This is a genomic window from Shewanella sp. A32 (assembly GCF_029167175.1).
In the GTDB taxonomy this organism is placed as follows: domain Bacteria; phylum Pseudomonadota; class Gammaproteobacteria; order Enterobacterales; family Shewanellaceae; genus Shewanella; species Shewanella yunxiaonensis.
Map to the genome: position 1 here is coordinate 101,406 of NZ_JARFTS010000005.1, position 24,536 is coordinate 125,941.

Annotated in this window: 25 protein-coding genes; 11 read left to right on the forward strand and 14 right to left on the reverse strand. The window is 47.6% G+C overall.

Translation table 11 applies throughout. From position 1 onward, the window contains the following. Positions 1-11 precede the first annotated feature (11 nt). From PY479_RS05910 to PY479_RS05920, 3 genes are all read left to right on the forward strand, one after another. Positions 12-701 carry a response regulator transcription factor gene (locus tag PY479_RS05910; protein ID WP_212594057.1) on the forward strand — a complete coding sequence of 230 codons (690 nt, stop codon included), beginning with the start codon at positions 12-14 and terminating at the stop codon, positions 699-701. Beyond that, positions 698-2,086, forward strand: coding sequence for an ATP-binding protein (locus PY479_RS05915; protein WP_275483182.1), 1,389 nt, complete (start codon positions 698-700; stop codon positions 2,084-2,086). The genes PY479_RS05910 and PY479_RS05915 overlap by 4 nt, the downstream gene beginning before the upstream one ends. Positions 2,087-2,193: 107 nt before the next feature. After that, positions 2,194-3,621, forward strand: a complete 1,428-nt coding sequence (locus tag PY479_RS05920; RefSeq protein ID WP_275483183.1) for a DUF3300 domain-containing protein — start codon at positions 2,194-2,196, stop codon at positions 3,619-3,621. Between the two features lie 44 nt (positions 3,622-3,665). Here PY479_RS05920 and grxB read toward each other — a convergent pair whose 3' ends face one another. Both grxB and PY479_RS05930 read right to left on the reverse strand, forming a co-directional pair. Continuing rightward, positions 3,666-4,316: a glutaredoxin 2 gene (grxB, locus tag PY479_RS05925; protein ID WP_275483184.1), complete on the reverse strand. Its 651-nt coding sequence runs from the start codon at positions 4,314-4,316 to the stop codon at positions 3,666-3,668. An 80-nt stretch (positions 4,317-4,396) separates the two neighbouring features. Beyond that, positions 4,397-5,458: a DUF2804 family protein gene (locus tag PY479_RS05930; RefSeq protein WP_275483185.1), complete on the reverse strand. Its 1,062-nt coding sequence runs from the start codon at positions 5,456-5,458 to the stop codon at positions 4,397-4,399. A gap of 157 nt (positions 5,459-5,615) precedes the next feature. Here PY479_RS05930 and PY479_RS05935 point away from each other — a divergent pair, with 157 nt between their 5' ends. The 4 genes from PY479_RS05935 (at position 5,616) to PY479_RS05950 (ending at position 8,700) form a co-directional block, all read left to right on the forward strand. Next, positions 5,616-6,185 carry a YajG family lipoprotein gene (locus tag PY479_RS05935; RefSeq protein ID WP_212594062.1) on the forward strand — a complete coding sequence of 190 codons (570 nt, stop codon included), beginning with the start codon at positions 5,616-5,618 and terminating at the stop codon, positions 6,183-6,185. Positions 6,186-6,204: 19 nt separating this feature from the next. After that, positions 6,205-6,789, forward strand: coding sequence for a peptidylprolyl isomerase (locus PY479_RS05940; RefSeq protein ID WP_275483186.1), 585 nt, complete (start codon positions 6,205-6,207; stop codon positions 6,787-6,789). 67 nt (positions 6,790-6,856) lie between these two features. Then, positions 6,857-7,183, forward strand: a complete 327-nt coding sequence (locus tag PY479_RS05945) for a hypothetical protein (RefSeq protein WP_212594064.1) — start codon at positions 6,857-6,859, stop codon at positions 7,181-7,183. Between the two features lie 113 nt (positions 7,184-7,296). Next, complete coding sequence (locus tag PY479_RS05950; protein ID WP_212594065.1) at positions 7,297-8,700, forward strand: MFS transporter; 1,404 nt, start codon at positions 7,297-7,299, stop codon at positions 8,698-8,700. Positions 8,701-8,703: 3 nt separating this feature from the next. On the opposite strand, the gene PY479_RS05955 is transcribed toward PY479_RS05950, so the two are convergent. After that, the gene (locus tag PY479_RS05955) at positions 8,704-9,189 is read right to left on the reverse strand and encodes a YajQ family cyclic di-GMP-binding protein (protein ID WP_275483187.1); all 486 of its coding nucleotides are present in this window, start codon (positions 9,187-9,189) and stop codon (positions 8,704-8,706) included. 143 nt (positions 9,190-9,332) lie between these two features. On the opposite strand from PY479_RS05955, the gene PY479_RS05960 reads away from it, so the two are divergent. Both PY479_RS05960 and PY479_RS05965 read left to right on the forward strand, forming a co-directional pair. After that, on the forward strand, positions 9,333-9,698 hold the full coding sequence (locus PY479_RS05960; RefSeq protein WP_275483188.1) for a VanZ family protein: 366 nt from the start codon (positions 9,333-9,335) through the stop codon (positions 9,696-9,698). Next, entirely contained in the window at positions 9,695-10,615 is a 921-nt protein-coding gene (locus PY479_RS05965; protein ID WP_212594068.1) for a 2-dehydropantoate 2-reductase, read from the forward strand. The genes PY479_RS05960 and PY479_RS05965 overlap by 4 nt, the downstream gene beginning before the upstream one ends. Here the strand turns inward: PY479_RS05965 and PY479_RS05970 are convergent. From PY479_RS05970 to PY479_RS05980, 3 genes are all read right to left on the reverse strand, one after another. After that, the gene (locus PY479_RS05970) at positions 10,598-11,815 is read right to left on the reverse strand and encodes a DUF819 family protein (RefSeq protein ID WP_212594069.1); all 1,218 of its coding nucleotides are present in this window, start codon (positions 11,813-11,815) and stop codon (positions 10,598-10,600) included. The two genes, PY479_RS05965 and PY479_RS05970, sit on opposite strands and share 18 nt — an antisense overlap. Beyond that, positions 11,809-12,714: a LysR family transcriptional regulator gene (locus PY479_RS05975; RefSeq protein ID WP_212594070.1), complete on the reverse strand. Its 906-nt coding sequence runs from the start codon at positions 12,712-12,714 to the stop codon at positions 11,809-11,811. Before PY479_RS05975 ends, PY479_RS05970 begins: the two co-directional genes overlap by 7 nt. Before the next feature lie 109 nt (positions 12,715-12,823). Next, positions 12,824-13,828 (reverse strand): porin, encoded by a 1,005-nt coding sequence (locus tag PY479_RS05980; RefSeq protein ID WP_212594071.1) that lies wholly within the window; start codon positions 13,826-13,828, stop codon positions 12,824-12,826. A gap of 278 nt (positions 13,829-14,106) precedes the next feature. On the opposite strand from PY479_RS05980, the gene PY479_RS05985 reads away from it, so the two are divergent. Together PY479_RS05985 and PY479_RS05990 are read left to right on the forward strand one after the other, a co-directional pair. Continuing rightward, positions 14,107-15,876, forward strand: coding sequence for a flavocytochrome c (locus PY479_RS05985; RefSeq protein WP_275483189.1), 1,770 nt, complete (start codon positions 14,107-14,109; stop codon positions 15,874-15,876). A 77-nt stretch (positions 15,877-15,953) separates the two neighbouring features. Continuing rightward, a complete protein-coding gene (locus PY479_RS05990; protein ID WP_275483190.1) occupies positions 15,954-16,634 on the forward strand; it encodes a substrate-binding domain-containing protein in 681 nt (226 codons plus the stop codon). 115 nt (positions 16,635-16,749) lie between these two features. On the opposite strand, the gene PY479_RS05995 is transcribed toward PY479_RS05990, so the two are convergent. The 8 genes from PY479_RS05995 to hemA form a co-directional block, all read right to left on the reverse strand. Beyond that, positions 16,750-17,622 carry an EamA family transporter gene (locus tag PY479_RS05995; protein ID WP_275483191.1) on the reverse strand — a complete coding sequence of 291 codons (873 nt, stop codon included), beginning with the start codon at positions 17,620-17,622 and terminating at the stop codon, positions 16,750-16,752. Positions 17,623-17,713: 91 nt separating this feature from the next. Continuing rightward, complete coding sequence (gene kdsA / locus PY479_RS06000; protein WP_212596646.1) at positions 17,714-18,562, reverse strand: 3-deoxy-8-phosphooctulonate synthase; 849 nt, start codon at positions 18,560-18,562, stop codon at positions 17,714-17,716. Between the two features lie 58 nt (positions 18,563-18,620). Further along, positions 18,621-19,865: a DUF819 family protein gene (locus tag PY479_RS06005; RefSeq protein ID WP_212594075.1), complete on the reverse strand. Its 1,245-nt coding sequence runs from the start codon at positions 19,863-19,865 to the stop codon at positions 18,621-18,623. A 78-nt stretch (positions 19,866-19,943) separates the two neighbouring features. Further along, positions 19,944-20,735, reverse strand: coding sequence for a tetratricopeptide repeat protein (locus tag PY479_RS06010; RefSeq protein ID WP_275483192.1), 792 nt, complete (start codon positions 20,733-20,735; stop codon positions 19,944-19,946). After that, positions 20,735-21,130, reverse strand: a complete 396-nt coding sequence (locus PY479_RS06015) for a SirB2 family protein (protein ID WP_212594077.1) — start codon at positions 21,128-21,130, stop codon at positions 20,735-20,737. Before PY479_RS06015 ends, PY479_RS06010 begins: the two co-directional genes overlap by 1 nt. Before the next feature lie 134 nt (positions 21,131-21,264). Further along, on the reverse strand, positions 21,265-22,119 hold the full coding sequence (gene prmC, locus PY479_RS06020; protein ID WP_212596647.1) for a peptide chain release factor N(5)-glutamine methyltransferase: 855 nt from the start codon (positions 22,117-22,119) through the stop codon (positions 21,265-21,267). Positions 22,120-22,121: 2 nt separating this feature from the next. Then, positions 22,122-23,207 (reverse strand): peptide chain release factor 1, encoded by a 1,086-nt coding sequence (gene prfA, locus PY479_RS06025; protein ID WP_275483193.1) that lies wholly within the window; start codon positions 23,205-23,207, stop codon positions 22,122-22,124. A gap of 13 nt (positions 23,208-23,220) precedes the next feature. Further along, on the reverse strand, positions 23,221-24,471 hold the full coding sequence (hemA, locus tag PY479_RS06030; protein ID WP_212594079.1) for a glutamyl-tRNA reductase: 1,251 nt from the start codon (positions 24,469-24,471) through the stop codon (positions 23,221-23,223). Positions 24,472-24,536 lie beyond the last annotated feature (65 nt).

The window sequence follows — 24,536 nt, forward strand, 5'->3', positions numbered from 1 at the left end:
GGGAGGAGTTTATGCGCTTGCTATTAGTGGAAGACGATGTGTCGCTGCAAGCCAATCTTAAACAGCATCTGGAAGAGGCTAATTTTGGTGTCGATTGCGCCACCGATGGTGAGGAAGGTTTATTTCTTGCCAGCGAATATCCCTATGATGCGGCTATCATCGATGTGGGTTTACCCAAGCTCAATGGTATCCAACTGATTGAAGCGATGCGACAACAGCAACGGGATTATCCAGTTCTCATCCTTACCGCTAGAGACACTTGGCAAGATAAAGTCGAAGGACTCGATGCCGGTGCCGATGATTACCTTACCAAGCCCTTTCACCCACAAGAATTGTTAGCACGAGTAAAAGCGCTCATTCGCCGAGCTGCGGGGAAAGCCAGTCCTGTATTAGAAAATGGCCCGCTCACAATCAATACCAGCGCCGCTGAAGTACGTTTGAGCAATCAACTGATTAACCTGAGTGCTTCGGAATATCGGCTATTGGAATACCTGATGTTACATCAAGGCGCGGTGCAGTCTAAAACGGTATTGATTGAACATCTTTATGACCAGGATTTTGATTTGGATTCAAACGTCATAGAGGTTTTCATTCGCCGTTTGCGTCGTAAGCTCGATCCGGATAATGCACTGGGTTTGATAGAAACGCTGCGGGGTCAAGGATATCGAATGAATAGCGTCGGCGATAAGGTCAAGGAATGACTGACACCAAGTCCGAACATCAACATTGGCAATGGCTGACAGGCTCCCTTAAAGCAAGACTAATCGCCAGCGCTGTGTTGTTAAATCTGGTGTTGTTGCCGCTCATTGGCGTCACGCTGGCCGATGCCTTTCGTGTGCAGATGACCGATGCTGTAAAAGATGAACTCAGTGCGACACTCTACGGCATTCTGGCACTTACCGAAGTACAGCAGGGAAAGCTTGAATTGCCACAGCTGCTGCAAGACAGTCAGTTTAATGTGGATCAATCCGGACTCTACGCCATCATTACCGACAATGATCAGGATGATGTTCTGTGGCACTCGCAATCTTTTATTGGCTTTTCCTTGCCGGATAATCTTCCTACCCCGCCATTAGGTGAAAGCCAGTTTGGTGAAATCATGTTAAATGGCAAGCCTCATTTTATTTTGAGTTTCAGTGCGAGTTTTGCATCTGCCTCTCCCGGTGGGAGCGATCTTCCATTCTGTGTGCACATATTGAAATCCACCAACAGTTTTGAAGCGACACAACAAGAGTTCCGGCATCAACTTTGGCGCTGGCTGGCATTACTGATGCTGGCATTACTGTTGATCCAAGGCGGCTGGTTATGGTGGACCCTAAAACCACTTGCGCGCTTTCGCAGCGAACTGCTGGCCGTACAACAGGGAAAACAGCAACGTCTTGGCAGCCATTACCCGCTTGAGTTGGAGCAAGTAGCTAAACAACTCAACACATTAATCAGTAATGAGTTAAATCAACGTCAACGTTATCGCAACGCCTTATCTGATTTGGCCCATAGTCTGAAGACACCGCTAGCAGTCCTCAGTAGTATCAAATCATTGCCAGCAGAAGCACAGGAGCCAATCAATAATATCAATACCAATATCAGCCACCAGCTCAAACGCGCACAGGCGGCAGGCAATTCCGCCTGGTATCGGAGTGTGAATGTGGCGCCTTTGGCAGAAAAATTATTGCGAACGCTCAAGAAAATTCATCAGCAGAAGTCCTTGCAGGTAAATCTTCACACAGACGACGAGGCACTATTTTTTGGTGACGAGGCTGATTTTAGTGAGATCCTCGGAAATCTGCTCGATAATGCTTTTAAAGCGGCAAAAAATCAGCTAACGGTATCGATCGTCAGTGATAAGCAATGTTTAAGGCTGCTGGTCGAGGATGATGGTTCAGGGGTCGATGCCCAACAACGTGAACGGATTTTTCAACGTGGCGTTCGCGCCGATACTTATAAACAAGGACATGGTATCGGATTGGCGATAGTAAAAGATTTACTGCACAGTTATCAGGGTAGCTGGCAGATAGACACCTCACCCACCCTTGGTGGAGCACGGTTTAGCGTCACCCTCCCACATTATCGACAGGCAGAGGTATAACCTAAATTGGCTTTCAGCTTATGTTCATCTTGTGTTTTATAAGCTGTAACACAACAACGGAAAAGTATGGCGGACTCGCCATTCCGGGCTTGAAAGCGGAGGCAGATATGAACACTCTCAGCCAATATGCAAAACGCATCATAACGCGTTTAGCATTGCCACTCATGTTGGCAATCACCGTCGTTGGCTACAGCAATAGCGCGATGAGTGCCGAGGAAGTTAACAGCAAATACTATAGTGATGCGCAGTTAGCTCAAATGTTGGCACCTATCGCCTTGTATCCAGACACCCTATTAACCCATGTGCTCATTGCCAGCAGCTATCCACTTGAAGTTGTTGAAGCCCAACGCTGGCGCACACAACATAGCGACTGGAGTAATAATCGCCTGACAACTGAAGGGGCAAAGCAGGGCTGGGATCCCAGCGTTGTTGCGTTGTTGGCATTTCCCAATATTCTGAACAAAATGAGTCAGGATCTGAATTGGACCTCTGATTTAGGTGAAGCATTCGTCGCCGATGAAGGTCGGGTGATGGATAGCATCCAGGATTTGCGTCAGGCCGCCTATGATGCCGACAATCTAAAAAACGTAGCGCAAATCCAGGCATCACGGGAAAACGACCGCATTATTATCGTTCCGGCCGATCCTCAAGTCATTTGGGTGCCCTATTACGATCCTCGGATTATCTATGGTACTTGGCGCTGGAGCGCTTACCCTCCCTTTTACTGGGATCCATTTCCGGGTTATGTCATCGCTCCACATACCCTGTTCTACTGGTATAACGGGGGTATTCGGATCTCGTTCAACTTTTTCTTCAGCACCTTCCGCTGGCATGAGCGCAGTGTATGGGTAGATTATGGTCATAATCACTACCGGTATGTGCCGCACCGTACTTCCATTAGCAGTGGCGGCCAGCGTTGGGTTCATCGTCCAGAACACCGTCGAGGTGTGCGTTACCAGCATGAACCCCTGCAGCAGCGATATGAGCCAGCCTATCGGCGTGATCGCGACAATAACCGTTTTGAGCAGGTTCAGCACTCTTTGCAAAATCGCCCGCAGCACTCAACGGATAAAGGAGTGAAACGCACGCAAGACTACCAGCACAATGGCAATAAAGTTACCGGGCAGACAGGTGTACCGCATAAAGCTGAAAGTCCTAAAGCGGAACACAAGCCATTAAATACTAACAAAGAAAGACCAGCGATTCGGACGCAACAAAACCGCGATCGCAATAACTTGGCAGTGGAGCAGCGCAATAACAATCGCATTGCTAAGCCACAACAGCCATCTACCGTTAACTTTGTCGGTAACAATGCCAAGCGCCAGCACAATCAGGCGCAACCACAACGGCAAATAGCGCCGACCAAATCGGTAACGCCAACAAGGGCGCAACAACCAAGGGCTGAAATCAAATCGCAGACCCAGCAGCGAAGTCAACCGGTTAATCGGCTAGAACACCAGGAACAGCCGTCTCGATCTTTTCAGAATTCATCGAGAACACACAGCAATAACGGTGTTCGCCAAAAGGAACGTTAATAACACAGAGGCAGTGAATACTGCCTCTTTTTTTAATGCGGCGGTCAGACGGCAATGTTGGTATAGCACTGCACCTTAGTCAGTGAGGTCACTTCCTCAAGATACTTAACCATACGCGGGCTAAAGGTTATCCCTTTCACCATGGTTAAATTGCGTAGTCCGGGAAACAGAATAATGTCGTCATAACTCAGCTGATTGTCTCTGGCCGACGGCAAGATAACATCGTCAAGCATCGACCAGCACTGATACAAGCCTTGTAAGTAGGTCTGAGTATTAGCAAACGCGTCTTCGAAACTCATACCAATTAACGCGGTTTTATTTTGAGTAAACCAGTCGATAGCTTCTGCACTAGAAAACTCCGGTAATCCTAACCTCACATTTCGTGGGAACAGCAATCGGCTGGTGCTATAGGATGATTCCTTAAGATAATTTTGAATCACTTCCTGTTGTGTTGCTGGCAGTAAAACAGGGGCACCTTCAAGCTTATCGAGGAAAGCTACAATATCAAGACTCTCAGCCATATAACTACCATCAGGCTTTTGCAGAATTGGCACCAGATTGGCTCCCACTTTATCCAACCGTGCCTGCACATCCTGGTTTTGCAAATAAACCCATTCAACGTCCAGCTGCTTAAGTCCAGTCACCATCATGGCTCTGACACAATACGGACAGTGGTCAAAAATAAATAGCTTCATTGGATACTCCATAATGTCCAATTTGGCACAAAAAAATCAGCTTAACTAAGTGTGTGGTCAAGCTCACGAGGTCGGCATTATTACCAGCGCGCAAAAAAGTCTTCCGCGATACCTAGTTGTTGTTTGATTGGCTGTTGTTGCCCAGAACCATCACGAACCCAGCCATCAAACACCCCCATATAATGACGACGTAATACGCGAGTACGTAACCCTTTTTGGCGATGCTGAACATGGTTAGTAGGCGTAAACCATAGGTCCAGTTCTTCCCGTTCAGACCAGATCCGCCAGCGACCTTCTCTAGCCGGGCGATGATCCACATTAAAGTGAACGGGGGTCAGTAGATGACGTGCGCCGTCCTGCCACAACACATTCTGACAGGACCCGGTGTCATTAATGCCACAGGCAAGATTTAATGCTATCGGAACCCCATTAGGTTCACCATTAATGCACGCCCAACGCCAGCGGTTTTGTCCAGACGCATAGCCCGCCCAAAAACCGTAGCCCCCCATAGCCCGTGACAACGGCTGAGGTTCGTGATTAATAGACAGTGCGCCTTTGAGTTTCAAACCGCTGTGTTGCTGCGCATAACCCCAGCCGTTATACCCATTGGGGCAACACAAAGTCATTGGCAGACTCAGCGCACTAGGTTCCAGAGACAGTTGTGCAGAAATCTCTACTCCCTGCACTGATAACGCCAACGTCAAATGCCAGAGGCCATTTTCTCGTTTAATCTTGATGCCCTTGGCACTGCTAGTTCCCTGCCAGGGAGAGTGGGCCAAATTTTCAGATAATGATAAAGGCCATTGCCATTGCTGGTGGTACAGCTTGCCGGACACTAAATCGTATAAATAACAAAAGCCGCTGTTAGCAAAGCCCGAAGCCATCAAGCCTAGTCCCAACATGTAGCGACGACTATGAATCGACACAAACTCCTGTTGCCGGAATTGCATACGTTGTTGCAAGCCAGACAAGGGACGATCCATTTCGTCCGTCAGGCGAAAATTTCTTAACCCCAACGAGTGCACCATACCATCGAAATGCCCATATACCGGCATACCACCCACGACGAGCGTCGGCGGTGCTTCACGAGTAAAAACCCCGCTCGCAGGGTTTTTAACCGGGGAAGATTCTTCAGTCCACATCAGTACCACCTCTGTTACTGACTATACGCCCCTGCCACTCTAACGCGGGACCGCCAGCATGAAAAGAGCACAATCAATCCAGCAGTTCATCCGTGCTTCAGCAATGTCTGAAATCTGTTATGCTGTTCGCCTGTGTCTTAATGGATGACCCGTTAAAATGAAAATTATTGTCACCTTTCTGGCTGTCAGCACGTTGCTGATGGGTTGTGCCAGTCACTCTCCTGACAAAATTGCACTGGGACCGGAACAGCCGCAAGTGCAGGTACAAACCAGCCAGCTAACACCACTAGCGCTGACAGCGAGTGATCTGCGAACCGTAAATTACGTCGTGCGTTATGTCGATACCAAGCCGCAACGGTTGGTGGGGACTTTTCAAGATATGCGTAGCGTAACTGAACAACTCTTCCGCAAAGGCTTTGCCAGTGCCGGTTATCAGATAGACCCCGCCAGCGGCACTACATTAGATATGCGTCTAGAGCAGTTGCAGACAGATGTTGAGAACTCCATGTTGGGGTTTGAGGCCATCACCAATTTGGCTATTAGTGTGCAGGCCAGCAATAGCAGCCACACGTTTAGTAAACGCTATTCCGCTACCAGCCGATTAAAAGGCCCCTTCAGTGCGGATTTTGCAACGTTGGAACTGGATATTAATAAGCTTTTGACCCAATTATCCGGGGAAATTATTAACGATCCCGAGCTGAATCAGTTTCTGAAACAAGCGAAGTAACATTAAAAAGGAAACCACCATGACCCGTTGGATTATTGTTTTGCCGTTGTTGCTGTGCAGTCAGTTAGCACTGGCGCTCGACATTCAAAAAGACAATCTGTTTCCTCGCGTGGAGTTGGACACCACAATGGGCAAAATTGTGGTAGATCTTGACCGTAGCCGGGCCCCTATCACGGTGGATAATTTTCTGACTTATGTGGTAAGAGGCGATTATAACAACACTGTATTCCACCGAATTATCAAAGACTTTGTTGTTCAAGGTGGAGGTTATGATCCACAGCTCAAGACATTGCGGGAAGATAAGCCAATTGTTAATGAGTCGGGTAATGGCCTATCCAACACGTTAGGTACTATCGGCATGGCTCGGGAGAAAGATCCACATACGGCTACGCGGCAGTTTTACTTCAATGTGGCGGACAATACTAAGCTCGACCCTTCCTCGAAACACTGGGGATATGCAGTTTTTGGTAAAGTTAGCGAAGGGCTTGAGGTGCTGCAAAAAATGGCACAGGCACCTACTGGACCGAATACTGCATTGCAATGGGAAGATGTGCCGTTAACGCCCATTATTCTGAAAAAGGCGACATTGCTCCCAGCAAATTGATCTGGGGCTACACTGCTCGGAGCAGTGACTATACTAAGAACAAAAATAATCTTCAGGAGAAGGATTGATGACAACGGATGACTTCATCCGGTTAAAGGCACCACAATTGGCCAATTATGGAAAAGCCTTTTATCAACAACAACTTCCACTATCAGAACTCCGACTATATCTGTGGGATACCCTCGAAGAATGGTTTACGCTTCGTCTACAAGGCGAAGCGCAATCTGATATTGAAAAAGTCTTTTGGTTTCTGCTCTATAGTTTCGATAAATGGCCTGAATGGGCGTTACGAGGCAATCAGTATTTGCGTAAACAACTGCAGCAATGTTGTGATTTTCTTGATGGCGAAGGCCTATATCCACAAGGATGCCAAGGTGTTCGTCCTGCGGCCTGAGCCAACAAGTGCTTCGCATTTTTCTATACAAGCGGCGTAATTAAGCCGCTTGTTGCTTGCAGTCACTTCGCCAGACTTTTAAGCTAGGGACTTTCCTCTCCAGCTGTCGTGTCATGTCTAAAAGCCATCTATCTACGTTAAAAAATACCTTTGGCATCTATCTGCATCGGCGGGTATTGGTATTGCTATTACTTGGCTTTTCATCCGGACTGCCACTAATGTTAGTGTTTTCCACGCTGTCATTCTGGTTACGAGAAGCAGGAGTTGATCGCGCAGAAATTGGCTATTTCAGCTGGATTGCTCTGATGTATGCGTTTAAATGGGCTTGGTCGCCGTTAGTTGATCGCATGCCGCTCCCCTTTCTCAGTCACTATTTCGGGCGCCGCCGTGGTTGGATGATCTTTTCGCAGTCACTCTTGATAATGGCCATTCTTGGCATGGCCGCCAGCGATCCTCGTAGCGACCTTACGCACTTAGCACTATTTGCAGCACTGGTGGCATTTTCCTCCGCCACTCAGGATATTGTCATCGATGCCTTTCGCATTGAATCGGCCCCGGAAGGTATGCAAGCCGCGCTAGCCGCGGCATATCAGGTCGGTTATCGCAGTGCCATGATTATTGCGACCGCTGGCGCACTGACCATTGCCGCCTGGATCTCACCTAATCCTGAAGGTTATGATCTTAATAGCTGGCAAACGGCCTACTTAGCGATGGCAGGGTTGATGTTAATCGGGCTCATCACCAGCTTCTTTGCCAGTGAACCTTGCGTAGATGTACGCGATGCCTGTGGTGAAGAAATTCGGATGAAGCAACACCTACGTCAACAACATTCACGCCCGGTTGCCGGGCTACTTGCCTGGCTCTATGCCGCAGTGGCCTTGCCATTCATTGATTTTTTCCGTCGCTATGGCACGCATGCCATTGTCATATTGCTACTGATTTCCTGTTATCGCATCTCAGACATAGTGATGGGCATTATGGCTAACGTGTTCTATGTCGATATGGGATTTTCCAAAGAGGAGATTGCCACCCTCAGCAAGGTCTACGGGCTGATTATGACGCTGATAGGCTCCGGTGTTGGCGGCTTATTGGTCGCCCGCTATGGCACCATGAAAATCCTCTACATTGGCGCGTTTCTGGTCGCTACGACTAACCTGCTGTTCGCCCTCCAAGCCTATGTTGGCTATAACGTGCCGCTGTTGACGGTGGCCATCTCTGCCGACAACTTCAGTGGTGGTATTGCGACAGCGGCATTTATCGCTTATTTATCAGGGCTAACGGGGGCCGGTTACAGCGCGACACAATATGCGCTGCTTTCGTCGATCATGCTGTTATTTCCCAAATTCATCGCCGGATTCTCCGGTGAATGGGTTAACGCCTTTGGCTATGTAAATTTCTTTGTCAGTGCCAGCATTATTGGCTTACCAGTATTGCTGCTCATCAAACTTGTGGATCGCAAACCACCAGCGCTAGCGGAGACAGTTACAGCAGACGACAAAGCCTCTGAACAGCCATAAAGATTAATCACGAAAGTTGTTGAACTGGAACGGCTGTCCTAGCTCCGCATTTCGGGCTAGCGCCATTACCGCTTGTAAATCATCACGCTTCTTGCCCGTTACCCGCACGGAATCGCCCTGAATTTGGGCTTGGACCTTTAGCTTGCTGTCCTTGATGAGCTTCACCAGCTTTTTGGCCGTTTCAGTCTCAACGCCCTGCTTAAAGCGTACTTTCAACGCAAAGGTTTTTCCGGTGTGGATAATTTTTTCATCGACCTCCATCGCCTTCGGATCCACATTGCGTTTACTTAGCTGAGTCCGCAGGATATCGACCATTTGCTTACACTGAAAATCAGATTCTGATGAGAGCGTTATGACAAAATCCTTCAGCTCCACATCGTATTCCACGCCACGGAAATCAAAGCGTGAATCCAGCTCACGGCGGCTATTATCGGTTGCATTACGCAGTTCAACGGCATTTACTTCAGAAACAATATCAAATGAAGGCATAATTTTTCTTTACCATGGCTTAATTCTGTCTGTGAGTTTACTGCATGTTGAAGATCAGCTGAACTGAAGTGTGTTTACGGATGACAGCCTAAGGTACTTTTGCATATTATGGAGAGCAGATTTTCCCTGACGCCGAAGTGAATGTGATTAAGAAACAGCTAGTTTTCCGGGTAGCATTACTGGCCGCAGTACTGTTGATCAATTATCTGGTTTTTTCCAAGCCCAGTTATCCGCAGAATATCCCGAATATCGACAAAGTTGGTCATGTTGGTAGCTTCTTCCTGCTGGCGTGGCTAGCTTATCTGGCCTACCGTCCGCGCTGGTACTGGATTGTACTGGAACTCGCGTGTTACGGATTCATTATTGAAGCAGTGCAATACTTTCTGCCTTACCGCAGTTGCGACGTAAAAGATTTTATGGCCGATATGGCAGGGGTCGCTCTATTCTATCTGCTACTTGGAAGCTGGCGCGGTTTGCGTAAGAGGCGACAATCGAGCAACAAGGCATGAGAATAGCGATTTTAGGCGCTGGCGCAATCGGTCAGTTACTCGCGCATCAATTGGCAGATTGCGGAGAGTTTCCGTTATTGCTAGTGCGGCCGGAGCATACACCGTGCCGTGGACAGGACACGTATCATATTGAGTCAGATCAGCAACGCCGCGCGCATACCTTTCAGTGGCTGTCCACCACCGCTGATAACCAGGCATTCAGCGAAATTGAGCTACTGATAGTGACGCTCAAAGCTTATCAAGTTCCAACGGTATTGCCGGAATTACTTCCTAAGCTGCCATTAAGTTGTCATGTGCTGCTGTTGCACAACGGGCTGGGCTCCCACAGTAAAATCATTCCGCTGCTCAATGGTAGAGGTCTTTCGCTCGGTACCACCAGCCAAGGCGCACTCAGGCAAACCCCGCAACAAATACGTCATACCGGGAAAGGATTAACACAATTCGGCCCAATTGCCGGGCCCATGATGTCAGCCCCATTAAAACTTTTATTGTTGAAAGCCATTCCTGACAGTGAGTGGTGTGATGATATTTTGCAGGCGCTGTGGGAAAAACTGGCCGTTAATGCTGCCATTAACCCACTAACGGCGATTGATAACGTGCCAAACGGCACACTAGCAGCGGAGCGCTACCAACAAACCATCAAAATGGTTATTAATGAGCTGGTTAGTATTGCTCACTTGGAAGGGATATCACTTCATTGTGACAAGTTGCTGCTGCGAGTGAACAAGGTTATCGAACTCACCGCCAAGAACTATTCCTCCATGCAGCAAGATCTGCAACATGGTCGCCCGACAGAGATTGATGCCATTAATGGCTACCTCGTGCAATTGGCCCAACAGCATGGAATTGAGGCGCCAATGAACCAGTTGCTGACCCAAAAGATTAAACAGCTATCTCACTTAGCTGATGCGTTGTAACCATTGTCCACATGCCCAAGCAACAAAATTCGCCCAAGCATAACCAAACACTGCAATCAAAACCGCCAAGGGTACCAAAGCTTTATTGTAGGCACTTGCCACCACAGGTGCAGATGCTGCACCACCGAGATTACACTGGCTAGCGATAGCCATGTAACTGAAAGGTAGGCGCAAACGCCAAGTTGCGAACAACATCAGTATTATGTGAATAAATAACCAAACAGCGCCTATCACAAAATACCACGGCAATGATAGCAACATGGCAATATTCATCTTTAACCCCATAATTGCCAACATAAAATACAAACATACGGTACCTATTTTATCAGCGCCATACATCGCAAGTTTTCTCGCAGGGCTAAGTGACAACATCACGCTGCCAGTGGTGATTAACACAATTCTCCATAAAAACGGCAAATGTAGCTGATATTGAGAAGCCCCAGGCCAAAGAGTGGAACACCATGTTGCCAGCCAGCCAGAGCATGCGTGAGCCAAACCACTTAGAACCAAAGGCAGACATATCAATAGCATCAGGTGACGTAAGTCGGGCAAACGTTCTGCCGGAGCGACAGTATTTGTTAATATTGCTGGGGAACGACTGCCCAACCAACGATTAATTTGAGGTTCGTGAGGTGCCAGAAACAATAGTAACGACATCCAAATCCCGGACAACAAGACGTTTACGGTAACAAAAACGCCAAAAATATTGTCGCCTACGTTAAATAACTGTTTGATAGCCATTTGATTAGCGGTACCGCCCACCCAGTTTCCAGCCAACGTTGCCATGCCTCGCCAAAGACTATTGCTGCCATGATCCAGTAACATTGACGGGGAAAAATGAGTGACAAATAGCAATGCCAGTGGCCCACCAATAAACACCCCGAGACTGCCAATCAGAAACAAAAGAAATAACTTACCACCGCTACTAATAACGGCGCGAATATCCAATCCTAAGAGTAAGAGACAAAGACAGGAGGGCATTAAATAATCGCGCACCAAATAGATCAACTGAGAATTCTCTATCTGGATCAAATGGAAGGTGTTAAGGAGTGACGGCAGAAAATAGCACGCCACCATCACTGGCATAACTTTGTATAACGTAATGAAAAATCGACGCTTGATCCCTGAAGTGTAAAAGATAACACCAAGGATCACGCTAAGAATGCCGAATAGCTGATAATCAGTTGTGATTTTTAACATAACTGGCGAAGATTATCTGAATTATCGACAGCAAACGCCTTAAAATTGCAGCTTACCGGAGATACCTGTCCATCTGCCCGACAAATCATCCAATAATTTCGTTCAAAGTCCCATCCGTCGAGTGACAACTCAACTAAATCACCTCGCGCAAGTTCTGCGTCAATAGCCATATAAGGCAATACGCTGACACCATAACCAGTTGCAGTCGCTCTTTTTATCGCGCCAAGTGTTGTCATGGTAATATTTTGCGAAGGCACGATACCGCAACTGTGTAACAGCTGAATTGCTCGTACACGGGATACAGTGGCAGATTCATCAAGGTACCAAACCTGCTGGGATAATAACTCAGTAGTCATTACCTTATGAGCCAATGGATTAGCTGCACCGCAGACAATACAGATACGATCTTTCAGCCAAAACGCACTCGCAATTGATGGTAAACTTGGCTTGGCATCAACAAACGCAAGATCAACTTCGCGCTCTACTAGCATTCGTTCAACACTATTAGAATCTTTAATCACTAAACGCAGTTGTGTAGATGGAAACCGCTTATGAAATACCGGCAACAACCTTGAAAGCGCGTAGTTACCCGCCGTCTTACAGGCGCCAATGGTCAATGTTCCGCTGACACCAGATGCAGAAGCAGAGAAAACTTGCTCCATTTTCTCTCCCGTTGTCAGCATTTCATTTGCATATGGCAACAACAGTTCACCTTGGCCATTAAGCTGTAAACCACTTCCTGTGCGCTGAAATAAGCGACTCTCTAGTACGCTTTCCAACTCTTTTAATGCCATGCTTACTGCTGGAACCGACATATGCAGTTGCTTGGCGGCTTTTGATATCTGCCCCTCTTGATAAATAGTTTTAAAAACTAGCAACTGCTTTAACGTGACTTTCATGAGTCATTTCCACATTTGTTTGTCGACAGATCCTACCTGTAAATCTGCCGACAAACCTTGATCAATGCGACGAATGCATCTACCCCCTAAAAAACAACACTTTTATAACTTAAAAAAGCTGCTTCAAATAGACAGTAAACTGAGTATCGTCATAGTCTTGATAACCATTCTTGTCAGTAACATTTCCATTGAGATAACTGGCAATAACCCCAATTGTGGTTGCTTTAGAGGCAGAATAATCCAGCCCGCATGAAACCAAATAACTGTTGGTATCTGTAACGCTACTCTTATCTGCTAGGTTACCGGTAATTTTACCTAGTCCCGCTTTGTCATAGAGATACTGTAATTTCAGCTGATATTGATCGAAAGGTAAGGCCGCACTTAACAGGTAGCTGTTACCACTAAGATTTTCATATTTATCTGATTTAGCATGCTGAACCAGCGCTCCCCAATGGATACCTGCCAGCTTGGTCCCACCAACGACACGATAAGCATCTAACTGATTTAAACCATCGGCATAGGCAACTGCCACATAGTAGTTGTCTTTTTTCAAACGACTATCACCGATAGTCGCACTGACCGCATAATTACCTGAGCTACTACTTGTGTTATCGGCAAACTGATAGCTTGACCCAAATTGAATACCAGATAATTTTGGCGAGTAATAAGTAACAGAATCACCTAGACGATCATTACCTGAAATCAATTTTGCCATATCTGCTGAAGTAATATTAAATAAATCAACTTTACCTTCAGTCTTTTTAAATACTGTATCATTGCGTCCAAATACAATAGAACCTAAATTCCCCGCCACACCGATATATGTATTTCTTGGTGTAAATAATTCAGAAGTGTCGTAATAACCTTCAGTACCAAATTCTGCGACATAAATAACCTTTAAGTTATCGCTTAATTTTTCATCTCCCTTAAGTCCTAAAAATGATGCAAAATTTTCAAGCTGTGTACCATTTTCTTTGCGATTGGCCAACACTCCATTATCTGAATTAGTTAAACCCAGCCAAGCACGGCCATAAAATTGAGCATCACTGGCAAAAGCGCTGCTAACTGGTACAGCAGCGGCAATAAGGCTAAGAGCTAACATTGTTTTTTTCATTATGAACCATTCCCATAATAAGTTATAAAAATCGCAGCAAAGAATAAAAAAATTATGCATAGAAGGAATTGCAACCAGATCACAATTAAGCAGACAAATATAAGAATTAATAATTTCAAAAACATTATTAAATAAAATTTAAATATGAGTTAAAAATTTTTTAAATGGATTTAAATTAAAAATAAATAAAATACGAACAAGATCTAATTCAAATTTTTATCTACAAACAACCGGCACGCTATATAGCAGTGATTATCTACACAATAAAAAGGAACATCATGAAATTTGCAGTATTAAGTGGGTTGATCCTAGCATGCTTGGTCGGTGTCAATAATGCCGAAGCCAATGCAAATGATTTAGCATCCTTTCACAAAGACAAAGGTGATGGGTGTAAAACCTGTCATCAAACTCCTGGAAAAGTTGCTGATGACAGTGAAAACTATATCAATACACAATGTAAGAGCTGTCATGGTGATTATGCAGCTCTGAAAAATCCAAAATTGAAGATTGATCCACACGATTCACATCTTGGTGATATCAATTGTACAAGTTGCCATAAGGGCCATGAGCAGTCCAAAGTTTATTGTAATGAATGCCACTCTTTTGACCTAAAGATTCCATTTAACGATGCCAAGAAAAAAGAAGCCTGGGATGCAAAATGGGATCAACAAAAAATTCAGCAAGCAATAGCCAAAGGACCAGTAGAAAGTACTGACGTAGTCATTATCGGTGCGGGGAGTGCTGGCTATAACGCTGCCATTGCCGCTAAACAAGCGGGCGCCAAGGTCATCCTCGTGGAAAAAGCACCTTTTAGTGGTGGCAACTCGATGTTGGCTGCTGGTGGTATGAATGCCGTTGGGACTCCGCAACAGAAAGCCCACCATGTAGAAGATAAAGTGGAATGGTTTGTTGAAGACACCATGAAAGGAGGCCGCTATGCCAATGATCCTAAATTGGTAGAAATTCTTGCAGAACAATCTGCAGCGGGGGTGAAATGGCTGGAGTCTTTGGGCGTCAACATGGATGACCTTAAACGCTCTGGTGGTGCCCGTGTTGACCGTACACACCGTCCAGCAGATGGCCGCAGTGCAGGCCCAACCATTATACAAGCATTGCGTAAAGCCGCAGACAAATATGGCGTAGAAACTCGTCTGAACTCTTGTGCAGAAAAACTGGTACTCAACGACGATCACCAGATTGTTGGTGTAGTTGTGCATGGAAAACATAGCGGTTATTACATGCTAAGTGCCAAATCAGTGGTATTAACTACTGGCGGCTACGGCTACAACAAAGAGATGATCGCCTACTACCGACCAACCTTTAAGGGAATGACCAGTTCCAACAACATTACCGCTACCGGTGATGGCATCAATATGGCCAAAGAAATCGGTGCCAGTATGACCGATATTGACTGGATCCAAGCTCACCCAACAATTGGGGTAGATAGCCGTATACTGATCTCGGAAACAGTTCGTGGAGTAGGTGCTATCATGGTCAATGCTAAAGGACAGCGCTTCATCAGTGAATTAGCTACTCGCGACCGTGCTTCCGATGCCATTCTTAAACAACCAGGTAAATTTGCTTGGCTGGTATTTGATAATCAACTGTATAAAAAAGCTAAAATGGTACGCGGTTATGACCATCTCGGCATGCTGAAAACTGCTGATACTATTGATGGTTTGGCAAAGCTAACCGGTATGGACAGCAAGTTGTTGGCTAGCACTATTGGCGACTACAACCAATATCAAAAAACTGGCGATGATAAGGCGTTCCATCGTCAAGATATGCCATTGAATGTCACTCAACCTCCTTATTATGCAGTAAAAGTAGCCCCAGGTATCCATCACACCATGGGGGGAGTTGCCATTGATACAAAAGCAGAAGTACTTGATCTGCAAAGCTGGCCAATCAAAGGGCTATATGCTGCTGGTGAAGTTACCGGTGGTGTACATGGCTACAACCGCTTAGGTGGTAACGCTATCGCCGACACTGTGGTATTTGGCAAAATTGCCGGTGAAAACGCTGCTGCAAACGCTTTGAAGAAATAACGTCCCAATAGGCACTACGGTGCCTGCTCCGCGGTCCGCTTCGGCGGACCGCATCTTAAATCACAAAGGATGACACTATGAAAGGTATTTTTTATCGTTTAGGACCGGTGTTGTTGGCAGCGATACTCAGTCTTGGTAGTTATGCTGCTGAAGCTGCTGTAAAGCTCAAAGTGATCACCTCCGGAGGATTTGCCGGAACGTTAACGGCTATGGAGCCGCAACTAGAAAAAGATACTGGACTGGACATTGAGATATCTTACGGTTCATCTTCCGGTGGTGCCGTGGACTCAATTCCTGAACGACTCAAACGTGGCGAACAATTTGATGTGTTAATCCTGTCCCGAAGCTCGCTGGATAAACTTACAAATAAGGGCTTTGTTACCCCTGATAGCCGTAAAGATTTAGTTCGTTCACGTATTGGCATGTGTGTTAAGGCAGGAACCGCTATACCCGATATCAGCACTCCAGAAAACTTTATTAAAGTACTGCATGATGCCAAGACTATTGGTTATTCCGCCAGTGCTAGTGGCACATACTTGTCTACCAAACTCTGGCCTAAAATGGGCCTGTGGCAAATGATCGAGCCTAAAAGTACCCGCGTATTAAGTAAACGAGTCGCCAGTTTGGTTGCCGATGGACAACTGGAAATTGGGTTTCAGCAAATTAGTGAGATCTTACCAATCCAAGGTGTCGAACTCGTTGGCCCGATCCCCGATAAATTCCAAAAGGTCACTACATTTTCTTCTGGTGTAACCTAAATCAGCGGGCACCCGCGAGAAGCTGCGGCGTTAATCAGCTACCTTTCTTCTGACACACCTTATGTTATCAACAGCATTCGTCATGCTGGACTTGACCCGGTCGCCATCAAATAGATTAGCTCCACAGCACCAAAATGGCGGCCAAAGCTATCAGTAACAGGCCGCCAATATCCTTCACTTTGACTTTTTCCTTAAGCCAGAAGTAAGAGATAAACATCATAAAAAACACTTCCACCTGACCAAGCGTTTTTACATAAGGTACCGCCGTCAGTGACATCGCACTGAACCAGCCCAGCGATCCCATAAAACTGCTGACGCTAGTGGCAATGGTCAGCTTTGGCCGCTGCCATAGTGCACGCAAGGTTGCGCGATCCGCCAGCCATAACCAAAGTAGCAACAACAAGGTTTGGGTCAGGATCACCAGCAATAACACCCAAGCCGCTCTATGCGGAAAAGGCAAATTTAAATGTAGGCTGGCTTCACGCACCCACAGCGACGTCAGTGCAAAACTGCTGCCACAAGCAATCCCGAGCAACACAGTAGACCACGAAAGACTCCGCAAACCGTTGCCTGCGCTCATCAAGAACACCGCAGCAGCACCAATGAGCACGCCAATCCAACCAAGCAAACTTAAGTGGGTGCCAAAAAGCAGCGTCCCTAAAATTGCCGCCACCAGCGCTTCGCTTTTAGCCAAACCCGCCCCGACAGCAAAGTTTTTCAGCTTAAACAGCTTCACCATTAGTGCCGTTGCGAGGATCTGCATCAAGGCTGCGCCTAAGATATACAAACCACCCAAACCCCATAACTGCGGCCACGGAGCCGGTTGCCACAGATACAGTAACCCCAAATAAAGTGCTGCCAGTGGGCTGGCGTATAGGAACCGCGCCAATGTCACTCCGGCAATTTTGACATCACGACTCAGCCGACTTTGAAAAGCATTGCGCCATGCCTGCATAAAAGCAGCCATCAGGGTAAACAGAATCCACATGATTTGATCCGGACAAGAATTTGAAAAAGGCACAAAAATGCCCGGCAACTGCCGGGCATTTGAGCATATCACAGGTTAATGCAGCTGGTAGTTATTTACTGGTATCTAACACCGGGAAAGATTTCACTAAATCATCAACCGCCTTCATCTGGCGAAGATAGGCCTCCAGCAAATGCAGTGGCAATGCACACGGACCATCACATTTGGCATTGTCTGGATCAGGATGTGCCTCAATAAACAACCCAGCAAGCCCTAAGGCCATGCCACTGCGCGCCAGTTCTGTCGCTTGTGCACGACGGCCTCCGGCAGAATCAGCACGGCCACCAGGCCGCTGTAAGGCGTGTGTAGCATCGAAGATAACGGGGTAGCCAGTCTGCTTCATCTCATCCATGCCCAACATGTCCACCACCAGATTGTTGTAACCAAAGCAGCTACCACGCTCACACAACATGATTTCGTCATTACCCGCTTCGTTGAATTTCTTAATGATGTGGCGCATTTCATGAGGGGCCAGGAATTGTGGCTTTTTCACATTGATAATGGCGCCGGTCTTGGCCATGGCAACCACCAGATCAGTCTGCCGTGCCAGAAACGCTGGCAATTGAATAATATCGACCACTTCCGCCACCGGTGCACACTGATAAGGCTCATGCACATCGGTGATCAACGGCAAGTTAAAGGTATCTTTAATCTCCTGAAAGATCTTCAACCCCTCTTCCATACCGGGGCCACGATAGGAGTTAATCGAGGAGCGGTTTGCCTTGTCAAAAGACGCCTTAAATACGTAGGGAATCCCCAATTTCTGGGTGATTTCTGCATAGGTTTCTGCAATCTGCAACGCCAGGTCTCTTGATTCCAGCACGTTCATGCCGCCGAACAATACAAAAGGCTTGTCGTTAGCAATCTCAATATTGCCGAGTTTGATGTTTTTAATGGTCATCACCGCATCTCTCTCAATGGCTGCCGTTGCAGCGCTTGAATGTTCATAAATTCTGTTCTCAGTTTGCTACGAACTGCAGCAACTGACCACAAAGCCAAGCCATGTAAGTACCTAACGCATAGCCGAATACCGCCAAAAGCACACCTACCGGTGCCAGTGCCGGATGGAACGCAGCGGCTACTACTGGTGCGGATGCCGCCCCCCCCACATTGGCCTGACTGCCTACCGCCATATAAAACAGTGGAGCGCGAATAAGTTTCGCCACAAACAGCATCAACCCGGCATGGACCAGCATCCAGATAATGCCTAATAAAAAATATTCCGGGGTATCCATTATTTTAGTCACATCCATGTGCAGGCCAATGGTCGCCACCAACACATACAAAAATGCCGAACCCACTTTTGAAGCCCCTGCCGCTTCAAAATGCCGCACCGGTGTAAATGACAAGACTAAGCCTATGGTGGTCACAATGACCACCAGCCAGAAAAACGAAGAGGTCAGGCTGTATTTTTCAGTCCAAGGGTAGTGTTCACTGAAGAAAGGCGCCAGCCAGTCAGCACACATATGGGCAATTCCGGTTACCCCAAAGCCGATGGCGACAATCAGCATCAAATCGCGCAAACTGGGGATGCGCGCATTTTCGGCATGATACTTTTCCACTTTCTGCCGTAAGGCATCAATCGCTCGAGTATCGGCACCGGTTTTGGCATCAATCGTATTCGCGTTGGATGCCAAAAACAGTAACACCGCCATCCAGATATTGGCGACGATCACGTCCACGGTCACCATCACAGAAAAGATATTGCCGCCGACCTCATAGACTTCCTTCATGGCAGCCTGGTTGGCACCACCACCGATCCAGCTTCCGGCTAAGGTCGTCATACCTCGCCAAACCGCATCCGGGCCGTGACCGCCGGTTAATGATGGATCCACTAGTGACATCAGCAGCAGCGCTACCGGGCCACCAATCACAATCCCAAGTGTACCAGTGAGGAACATAACCAACGCTTTTGGACCGAGGCTGAGAATAGCTTTCAGATCCACACTCAGTATCAGCAGCACCAAACACGCAGGGAGCAGATAGCGCGAAGCGACAAAATAGAGTTGGGAACTATGACCGTCGACAATGCCGAAAGTATTCAGCAAAGACGGCAAAAAATAGCAGAGCAGTAACGCAGGGACAAAACGGTAAAACTTTTGCCAGAATGGATGATTACTGCTGTTAGTGTAAAACACAAATCCCAGTATGGCGGCCAAAATTCCCAGCGCCGTTGCGTCGTTGGTAACCAGAGCGGTCGTCATAAGGCAGAGCCTCTCCCTAAGTAATGAACATATTCCGTGTCGATATCATATTGTAAACGGCTCTGTTGCCTTTGGATATCAGTGAAATACCTGAGTTTCTTCGCCCAGTTCCTGCAATTGCATCTTCACTAGTTCCACGATGGGATCATGCGGGTTGTTGTCGATAAAGTATTGAAGATCAGCAGTAGCAACCTGAATCGCCCCAAGTTGCTGAGCAATAAATGCACGCTCGCGATGCAGATTCAAGTCATCTGGATACCAATCAAGCAGTAAACTGCAGCATTCCATCGCGGATTCAAATTTGCGTTCGATGATGCAGCCAGCTTTAAGCTCATGCAACATCCGCGTTAATACCTGTTTAGCAGAAGCAGGCTTCAGATAGTTGTCTTTCATCGGCGCCCAGTTACCTAGCTCACCACGCACCAGCGCATGCAGTTGCTCTCGATTCAATGACTGGCCAGTCAGGGGATCGACATAGTGGATTTCGCCTGCGAGCTGACAGGACATGACTGTGGTACCCGGTAACAAAATCAGCTCAGTTTTCAGATCCAGCTCCCGCCCCAATAACATCAATGCGGTAGCAAGGGTCGTGCTGTTGCCTTGTCGACTTTGCAGGCAACGACCAAGATCTGCGGCCTCCCGTGAAAAATATTCTGCTTTTTCACAAAAGCCTAAATCCTGATAAAACCACTTCAAAAGCGCCGCATAACGCTGCTCTTCATCAAAAAGATAGCGACTCAATACGGCACCCGAGAGTTCATACCAAGCCCATTGCACCTGCTTGATTTCACTGAAACCCAGATACTGACACAATTCAAAAGCGGTTTCCGGTAAGGAAAGCGCTTTGTCATCCGAAGGAAATCTTTGCATTAACCTAAAAATACCGCCTGTTTGATATAAGCCACTTTAGCAGCGAAAACCAGCCATCCCAACGCGCCAAGAAAAGCAAAGATGCGGAACATTTTACCGCGTGAGCTTTTCATCGCCGCCATAGCCAGTATGATGTACGCCACTACTGCGCCCAATTTTTCAGTCATCCAGGCATCAACAAACGGATACTGCTTAATCATAAAACACAGCACTACACCGGAAAGCAGTAACAAGGTATCAATCACATGTGGTGCCACCTTTAACAGCCTTTTATCCATCCATGCAGACTGCCCCAGGTTCAGCACAAAACGGACGCTTAAAAACATCACGCTCAGGCCAATCATCAGCAAGTGAAAGTACTTAATTCCCGAGTAAAAACTGTAAAAATTATCCATTTGTAAACTGCCGATGCCCAAAGAAGGCGTCAGTTTACCCTATGGTTCGCCCGCCTCCAAACCGATTGTCTGATTGCGGAGTCCACAGGGGATCAGATGGTGGCGATGTCGCCACTTTTCAAGAGGAAGTGCCGTTAACCCGGCCAGAAACCTAAAGTGCAGCGCTCGTTTGAACCAAAATCCCGCACCGTGGCTACTTGATGATACCCTAGCTCGTTAAGCTTCTCGCGCATGCGTTTGCCCTGAGTAAAACCATGCTCCAACAACAGGTAGCCACCAGGCACGAGATAGTCTCGGGCATATTCTGCAATGTGGAATAATGCGGCAAATCCCTGCTGCCCAGCGGTCAACGCACTGCGCGGTTCAAAGCGCACATCGCCTAACGCCAGATGCTCATCATTTTCTTCAATATAAGGCGGGTTTGACACAATCAGCTGAAATTTACGACCGGCGAGTTCAGCAAACCAATCACTTTTGAGGATTTCGACCTGTGGTAAATTGAGGTTTTCGCGATTGGCTTTTGCCAGTTCGACCGCAGCACCAACGTTATCTACTGCGGTGATCCGCCACTGTCCGCGTTCATGGGCCAACGCTAATGCGATGGCACCTGTCCCCGTCCCCAAATCCAGCACAGCGGCATCGTCTGTCATCGGCAGGTTCAGCGCCGTTTCCACCAGAATTTCAGTATCCGGACGCGGGATCAGTGTCGACTCGTTAACAATGAAAGGTAATGACCAGAATTCCCGCTCGCCAACAATGTGCGCCACAGGTACGCCTTGTGCTCGACGAGCCACCATCTGCTGCAGCTGTTTATACTGCTCTTCGGTAAGCTGGCGCTCAGGCCAGGCGTAGATAAAACTGCGATTTTTACCTAGACAGCGTAGCAATAATGCCTCAGCGTCCACATGGGCAGAGTCTGATGTGGCTGACAGCATAGAGGAAGCCCATTGCAGGGCTTCCGCAATCGTGGTTCGGGTCACAGCTTCAATCCTTATTCTTCGGAGAGCGCGGCCAACTGATCTGCCTGATACTCCTGGATCAATGGATCAATTAACGGATCCAGATCGCCCTCCATCACTTCATTAAGACGGTACAACGTCAAGTTAATTCGATGTTCACTGACGCGTCCCTGAGGGAAATTATAAGTCCGAATACGTTCTGAACGATCACCGCTGCCGACTAATGAACGACGAGTAGATGCCTCTTCACTCGCACGCTTTTCATCTTCCCGCGCTTGCAGTCGCGCCGCCAAAACGCTCATCGCACGCGCTTTATTCTTATGCTGCGAACGTTCGTCCTGACACTCCACGACCAAGCCTGTTGGTAAATGGGTGATACGAATCGCGGAATCGGTTTTGTTTACGTGCTGACCACCCGCACCAGATGAACGGAAAGTATCGATACGTATATCGGCAGGATTGATCTCTACCGCCTGAGCCTCAGGCACTTCGTGCATGACGGCGACGGTACAAGCCGACGTATGCACCCGCCCCTGCGATTCGGTCTCAGGGACACGCTGTACCCGGTGGCCACCAGACTCAAACTTCAGTCGACCATAGACGCCATCCCCAATAACGCGGGCGATCACTTCTTTAAAACCACCGTGTTCGCCTTCGTTAGCGCTGACCACTTCAACTTGCCAGCGCTGAGCTTCAGCGTACCGGCTATACATGCGGAATAAGTCGCCAGCAAACAATGCGGCTTCATCACCGCCGGTGCCCGCACGCACTTCGAGGAAAGCGTTGGTATCGTCATTGGGATCTTTAGGCAGCAGCAGTATTTGCAATTCGCCTTCCAGCTGCTCCAATTTGAGTTTGGCCGCTTTCAGCTCTTCCTGCGCCATTTCCCGCATCTCAGGGTCATCTTCCTGCAACATCTCTTCAGCGGTTTGCAGATCAGCCTGTGCCTGCTGAAAATTGCGGAACCCTTTTACCACATCTTCCAACTGCGAATATTCTTTGGAAAGGGTACGAAACCGGTCCTGATCGCTAATAACGTCTGCTTCACTCAGCAGCGCTTGCACTTCTTCATAACGCTCCTGCAAACCTTCCAGCTTGCGGATAACGGATTCCTTCATTCAGCTATTAACCTTAGTCTTTGTCTAAGCCGAGCGCGGTTCTTAACTGACCAAGTGCATTGAGATCTCCGTGACGACTGGCCACTGTCAGTGCCTGTGTCGGTGCATGGATCAAACGGTTAGTCAGGCGGTTAGCCAGTTCCCGAATCACCTCTTCGGCGTCGGCACCCTGCCCCAACTTATTCATCGCTCTTTCCAACAACTCGTCTTTGATATCCATGCAGTGGGTACGGTATTCACGAATGCTGTCAACGGACCCCAGCGAGCGCACCCACTCCATAAACTGCAGTGACTGCTCCTCGGCGATAAGTTCCGCTTGCTCGGCGGCCTCACGTCGAGAGGCCATATTCTGTTCCACTATGCTTTGCAGATCATCAACCGTGTACAGATAAGCTGCATCCAGATCGGCAACTTCTGCTTCAATATCACGGGGAACCGCAATATCAACCAATAACATAGGTTGATGGCGGCGCTGCTTCAGCGCTTTTTCCACCATGCCTTTACCCAGTATAGGTAACGGACTGGCGGTAGAGGATATCACGATATCGGCTTTAGGGAGAAAATCTGGTATCTGTTCCAAGGTGATGGCTTGTGCACCAAACTCTTCACACATGGCTTCAGCGCGCGACAAGGTACGGTTTGCCACTACCATACTGGCAACGCCATTTTCCTTGAGGTGACGCGCAACCAGTTCAATGGTTTCACCGGCCCCAATCAACAAGGCCTTAGTGGTCGCCAAGGACGAGAAAATATGTTTGGCCATGCTCACCGCAGCAAAAGCTACAGATACTGCAGCGGTACCGATTTCGGTTTCCGTACGGACTTTCTTGGCGACAGAGAAGGTGTTCTGGAACAGACGGTCCATGGTCATGGCCACAGTCCCGGACTCTTTCGCTTTAACGAACGCCTGCTTAACTTGCCCCAGGATCTGCGGTTCACCAAGAACTAAGGAATCCAGACCAGAAGCGACGCGCATTAAATGCTGTACCGCCTTTTGGCCCTCAAATTCATATAGGCATGGAGCGACTTCTTCATGATTTAAAGAATGGTACTGCTCCAGCCAGGAAACTACCCGAGACACATCCTGAGTATTGCAATACAACTCAGTGCGGTTACACGTTGACACGATCACTGCCTCACCAGAAGCGGTTTGCTGAGCAAGGCTCCTCATGGCTTCATGGATCTTATCCGGGGCAAAGGCTACTTTTTCACGCAGGTCAACAGTGGCAGTTTTGTGGTTAATACCAATTGCTACAAGGCTCATCTGACTCGTTCTGGACTCATGGCGTTTCTTAAGATGCGGCCATTCTACTGAATTGCCCCAACTAA

Excerpts from the sequence above, each read along its gene's own strand:
- PY479_RS05910 (WP_212594057.1), top strand. The coding sequence starts at position 12 with ATGCGCTTGCTATTAGTGGAAGACGATGTGTCGCTGCAAGCCAATCTT.
- PY479_RS05915 (WP_275483182.1), top strand. The coding sequence starts at position 698 with ATGACTGACACCAAGTCCGAACATCAACATTGGCAATGGCTGACAGGC.
- PY479_RS05920 (WP_275483183.1), top strand. The coding sequence starts at position 2,194 with ATGAACACTCTCAGCCAATATGCAAAACGCATCATAACGCGTTTAGCA.
- grxB (WP_275483184.1), bottom strand. The coding sequence starts at position 4,316 with ATGAAGCTATTTATTTTTGACCACTGTCCGTATTGTGTCAGAGCCATG.
- PY479_RS05930 (WP_275483185.1), bottom strand. The coding sequence starts at position 5,458 with ATGTGGACTGAAGAATCTTCCCCGGTTAAAAACCCTGCGAGCGGGGTT.
- PY479_RS05935 (WP_212594062.1), top strand. The coding sequence starts at position 5,616 with ATGAAAATTATTGTCACCTTTCTGGCTGTCAGCACGTTGCTGATGGGT.
- PY479_RS05940 (WP_275483186.1), top strand. The coding sequence starts at position 6,205 with ATGACCCGTTGGATTATTGTTTTGCCGTTGTTGCTGTGCAGTCAGTTA.
- PY479_RS05945 (WP_212594064.1), top strand. The coding sequence starts at position 6,857 with ATGACAACGGATGACTTCATCCGGTTAAAGGCACCACAATTGGCCAAT.
- PY479_RS05950 (WP_212594065.1), top strand. The coding sequence starts at position 7,297 with ATGTCTAAAAGCCATCTATCTACGTTAAAAAATACCTTTGGCATCTAT.
- PY479_RS05955 (WP_275483187.1), bottom strand. The coding sequence starts at position 9,189 with ATGCCTTCATTTGATATTGTTTCTGAAGTAAATGCCGTTGAACTGCGT.
- PY479_RS05965 (WP_212594068.1), top strand. The coding sequence starts at position 9,695 with ATGAGAATAGCGATTTTAGGCGCTGGCGCAATCGGTCAGTTACTCGCG.
- PY479_RS05970 (WP_212594069.1), bottom strand. The coding sequence starts at position 11,815 with ATGTTAAAAATCACAACTGATTATCAGCTATTCGGCATTCTTAGCGTG.
- PY479_RS05975 (WP_212594070.1), bottom strand. The coding sequence starts at position 12,714 with ATGAAAGTCACGTTAAAGCAGTTGCTAGTTTTTAAAACTATTTATCAA.
- PY479_RS05980 (WP_212594071.1), bottom strand. The coding sequence starts at position 13,828 with ATGAAAAAAACAATGTTAGCTCTTAGCCTTATTGCCGCTGCTGTACCA.
- PY479_RS05985 (WP_275483189.1), top strand. The coding sequence starts at position 14,107 with ATGAAATTTGCAGTATTAAGTGGGTTGATCCTAGCATGCTTGGTCGGT.
- PY479_RS05990 (WP_275483190.1), top strand. The coding sequence starts at position 15,954 with ATGAAAGGTATTTTTTATCGTTTAGGACCGGTGTTGTTGGCAGCGATA.
- PY479_RS05995 (WP_275483191.1), bottom strand. The coding sequence starts at position 17,622 with ATGTGGATTCTGTTTACCCTGATGGCTGCTTTTATGCAGGCATGGCGC.
- kdsA (WP_212596646.1), bottom strand. The coding sequence starts at position 18,562 with ATGACCATTAAAAACATCAAACTCGGCAATATTGAGATTGCTAACGAC.
- PY479_RS06005 (WP_212594075.1), bottom strand. The coding sequence starts at position 19,865 with ATGACGACCGCTCTGGTTACCAACGACGCAACGGCGCTGGGAATTTTG.
- PY479_RS06010 (WP_275483192.1), bottom strand. The coding sequence starts at position 20,735 with ATGCAAAGATTTCCTTCGGATGACAAAGCGCTTTCCTTACCGGAAACC.
- PY479_RS06015 (WP_212594077.1), bottom strand. The coding sequence starts at position 21,130 with ATGGATAATTTTTACAGTTTTTACTCGGGAATTAAGTACTTTCACTTG.
- prfA (WP_275483193.1), bottom strand. The coding sequence starts at position 23,207 with ATGAAGGAATCCGTTATCCGCAAGCTGGAAGGTTTGCAGGAGCGTTAT.
- hemA (WP_212594079.1), bottom strand. The coding sequence starts at position 24,471 with ATGAGCCTTGTAGCAATTGGTATTAACCACAAAACTGCCACTGTTGAC.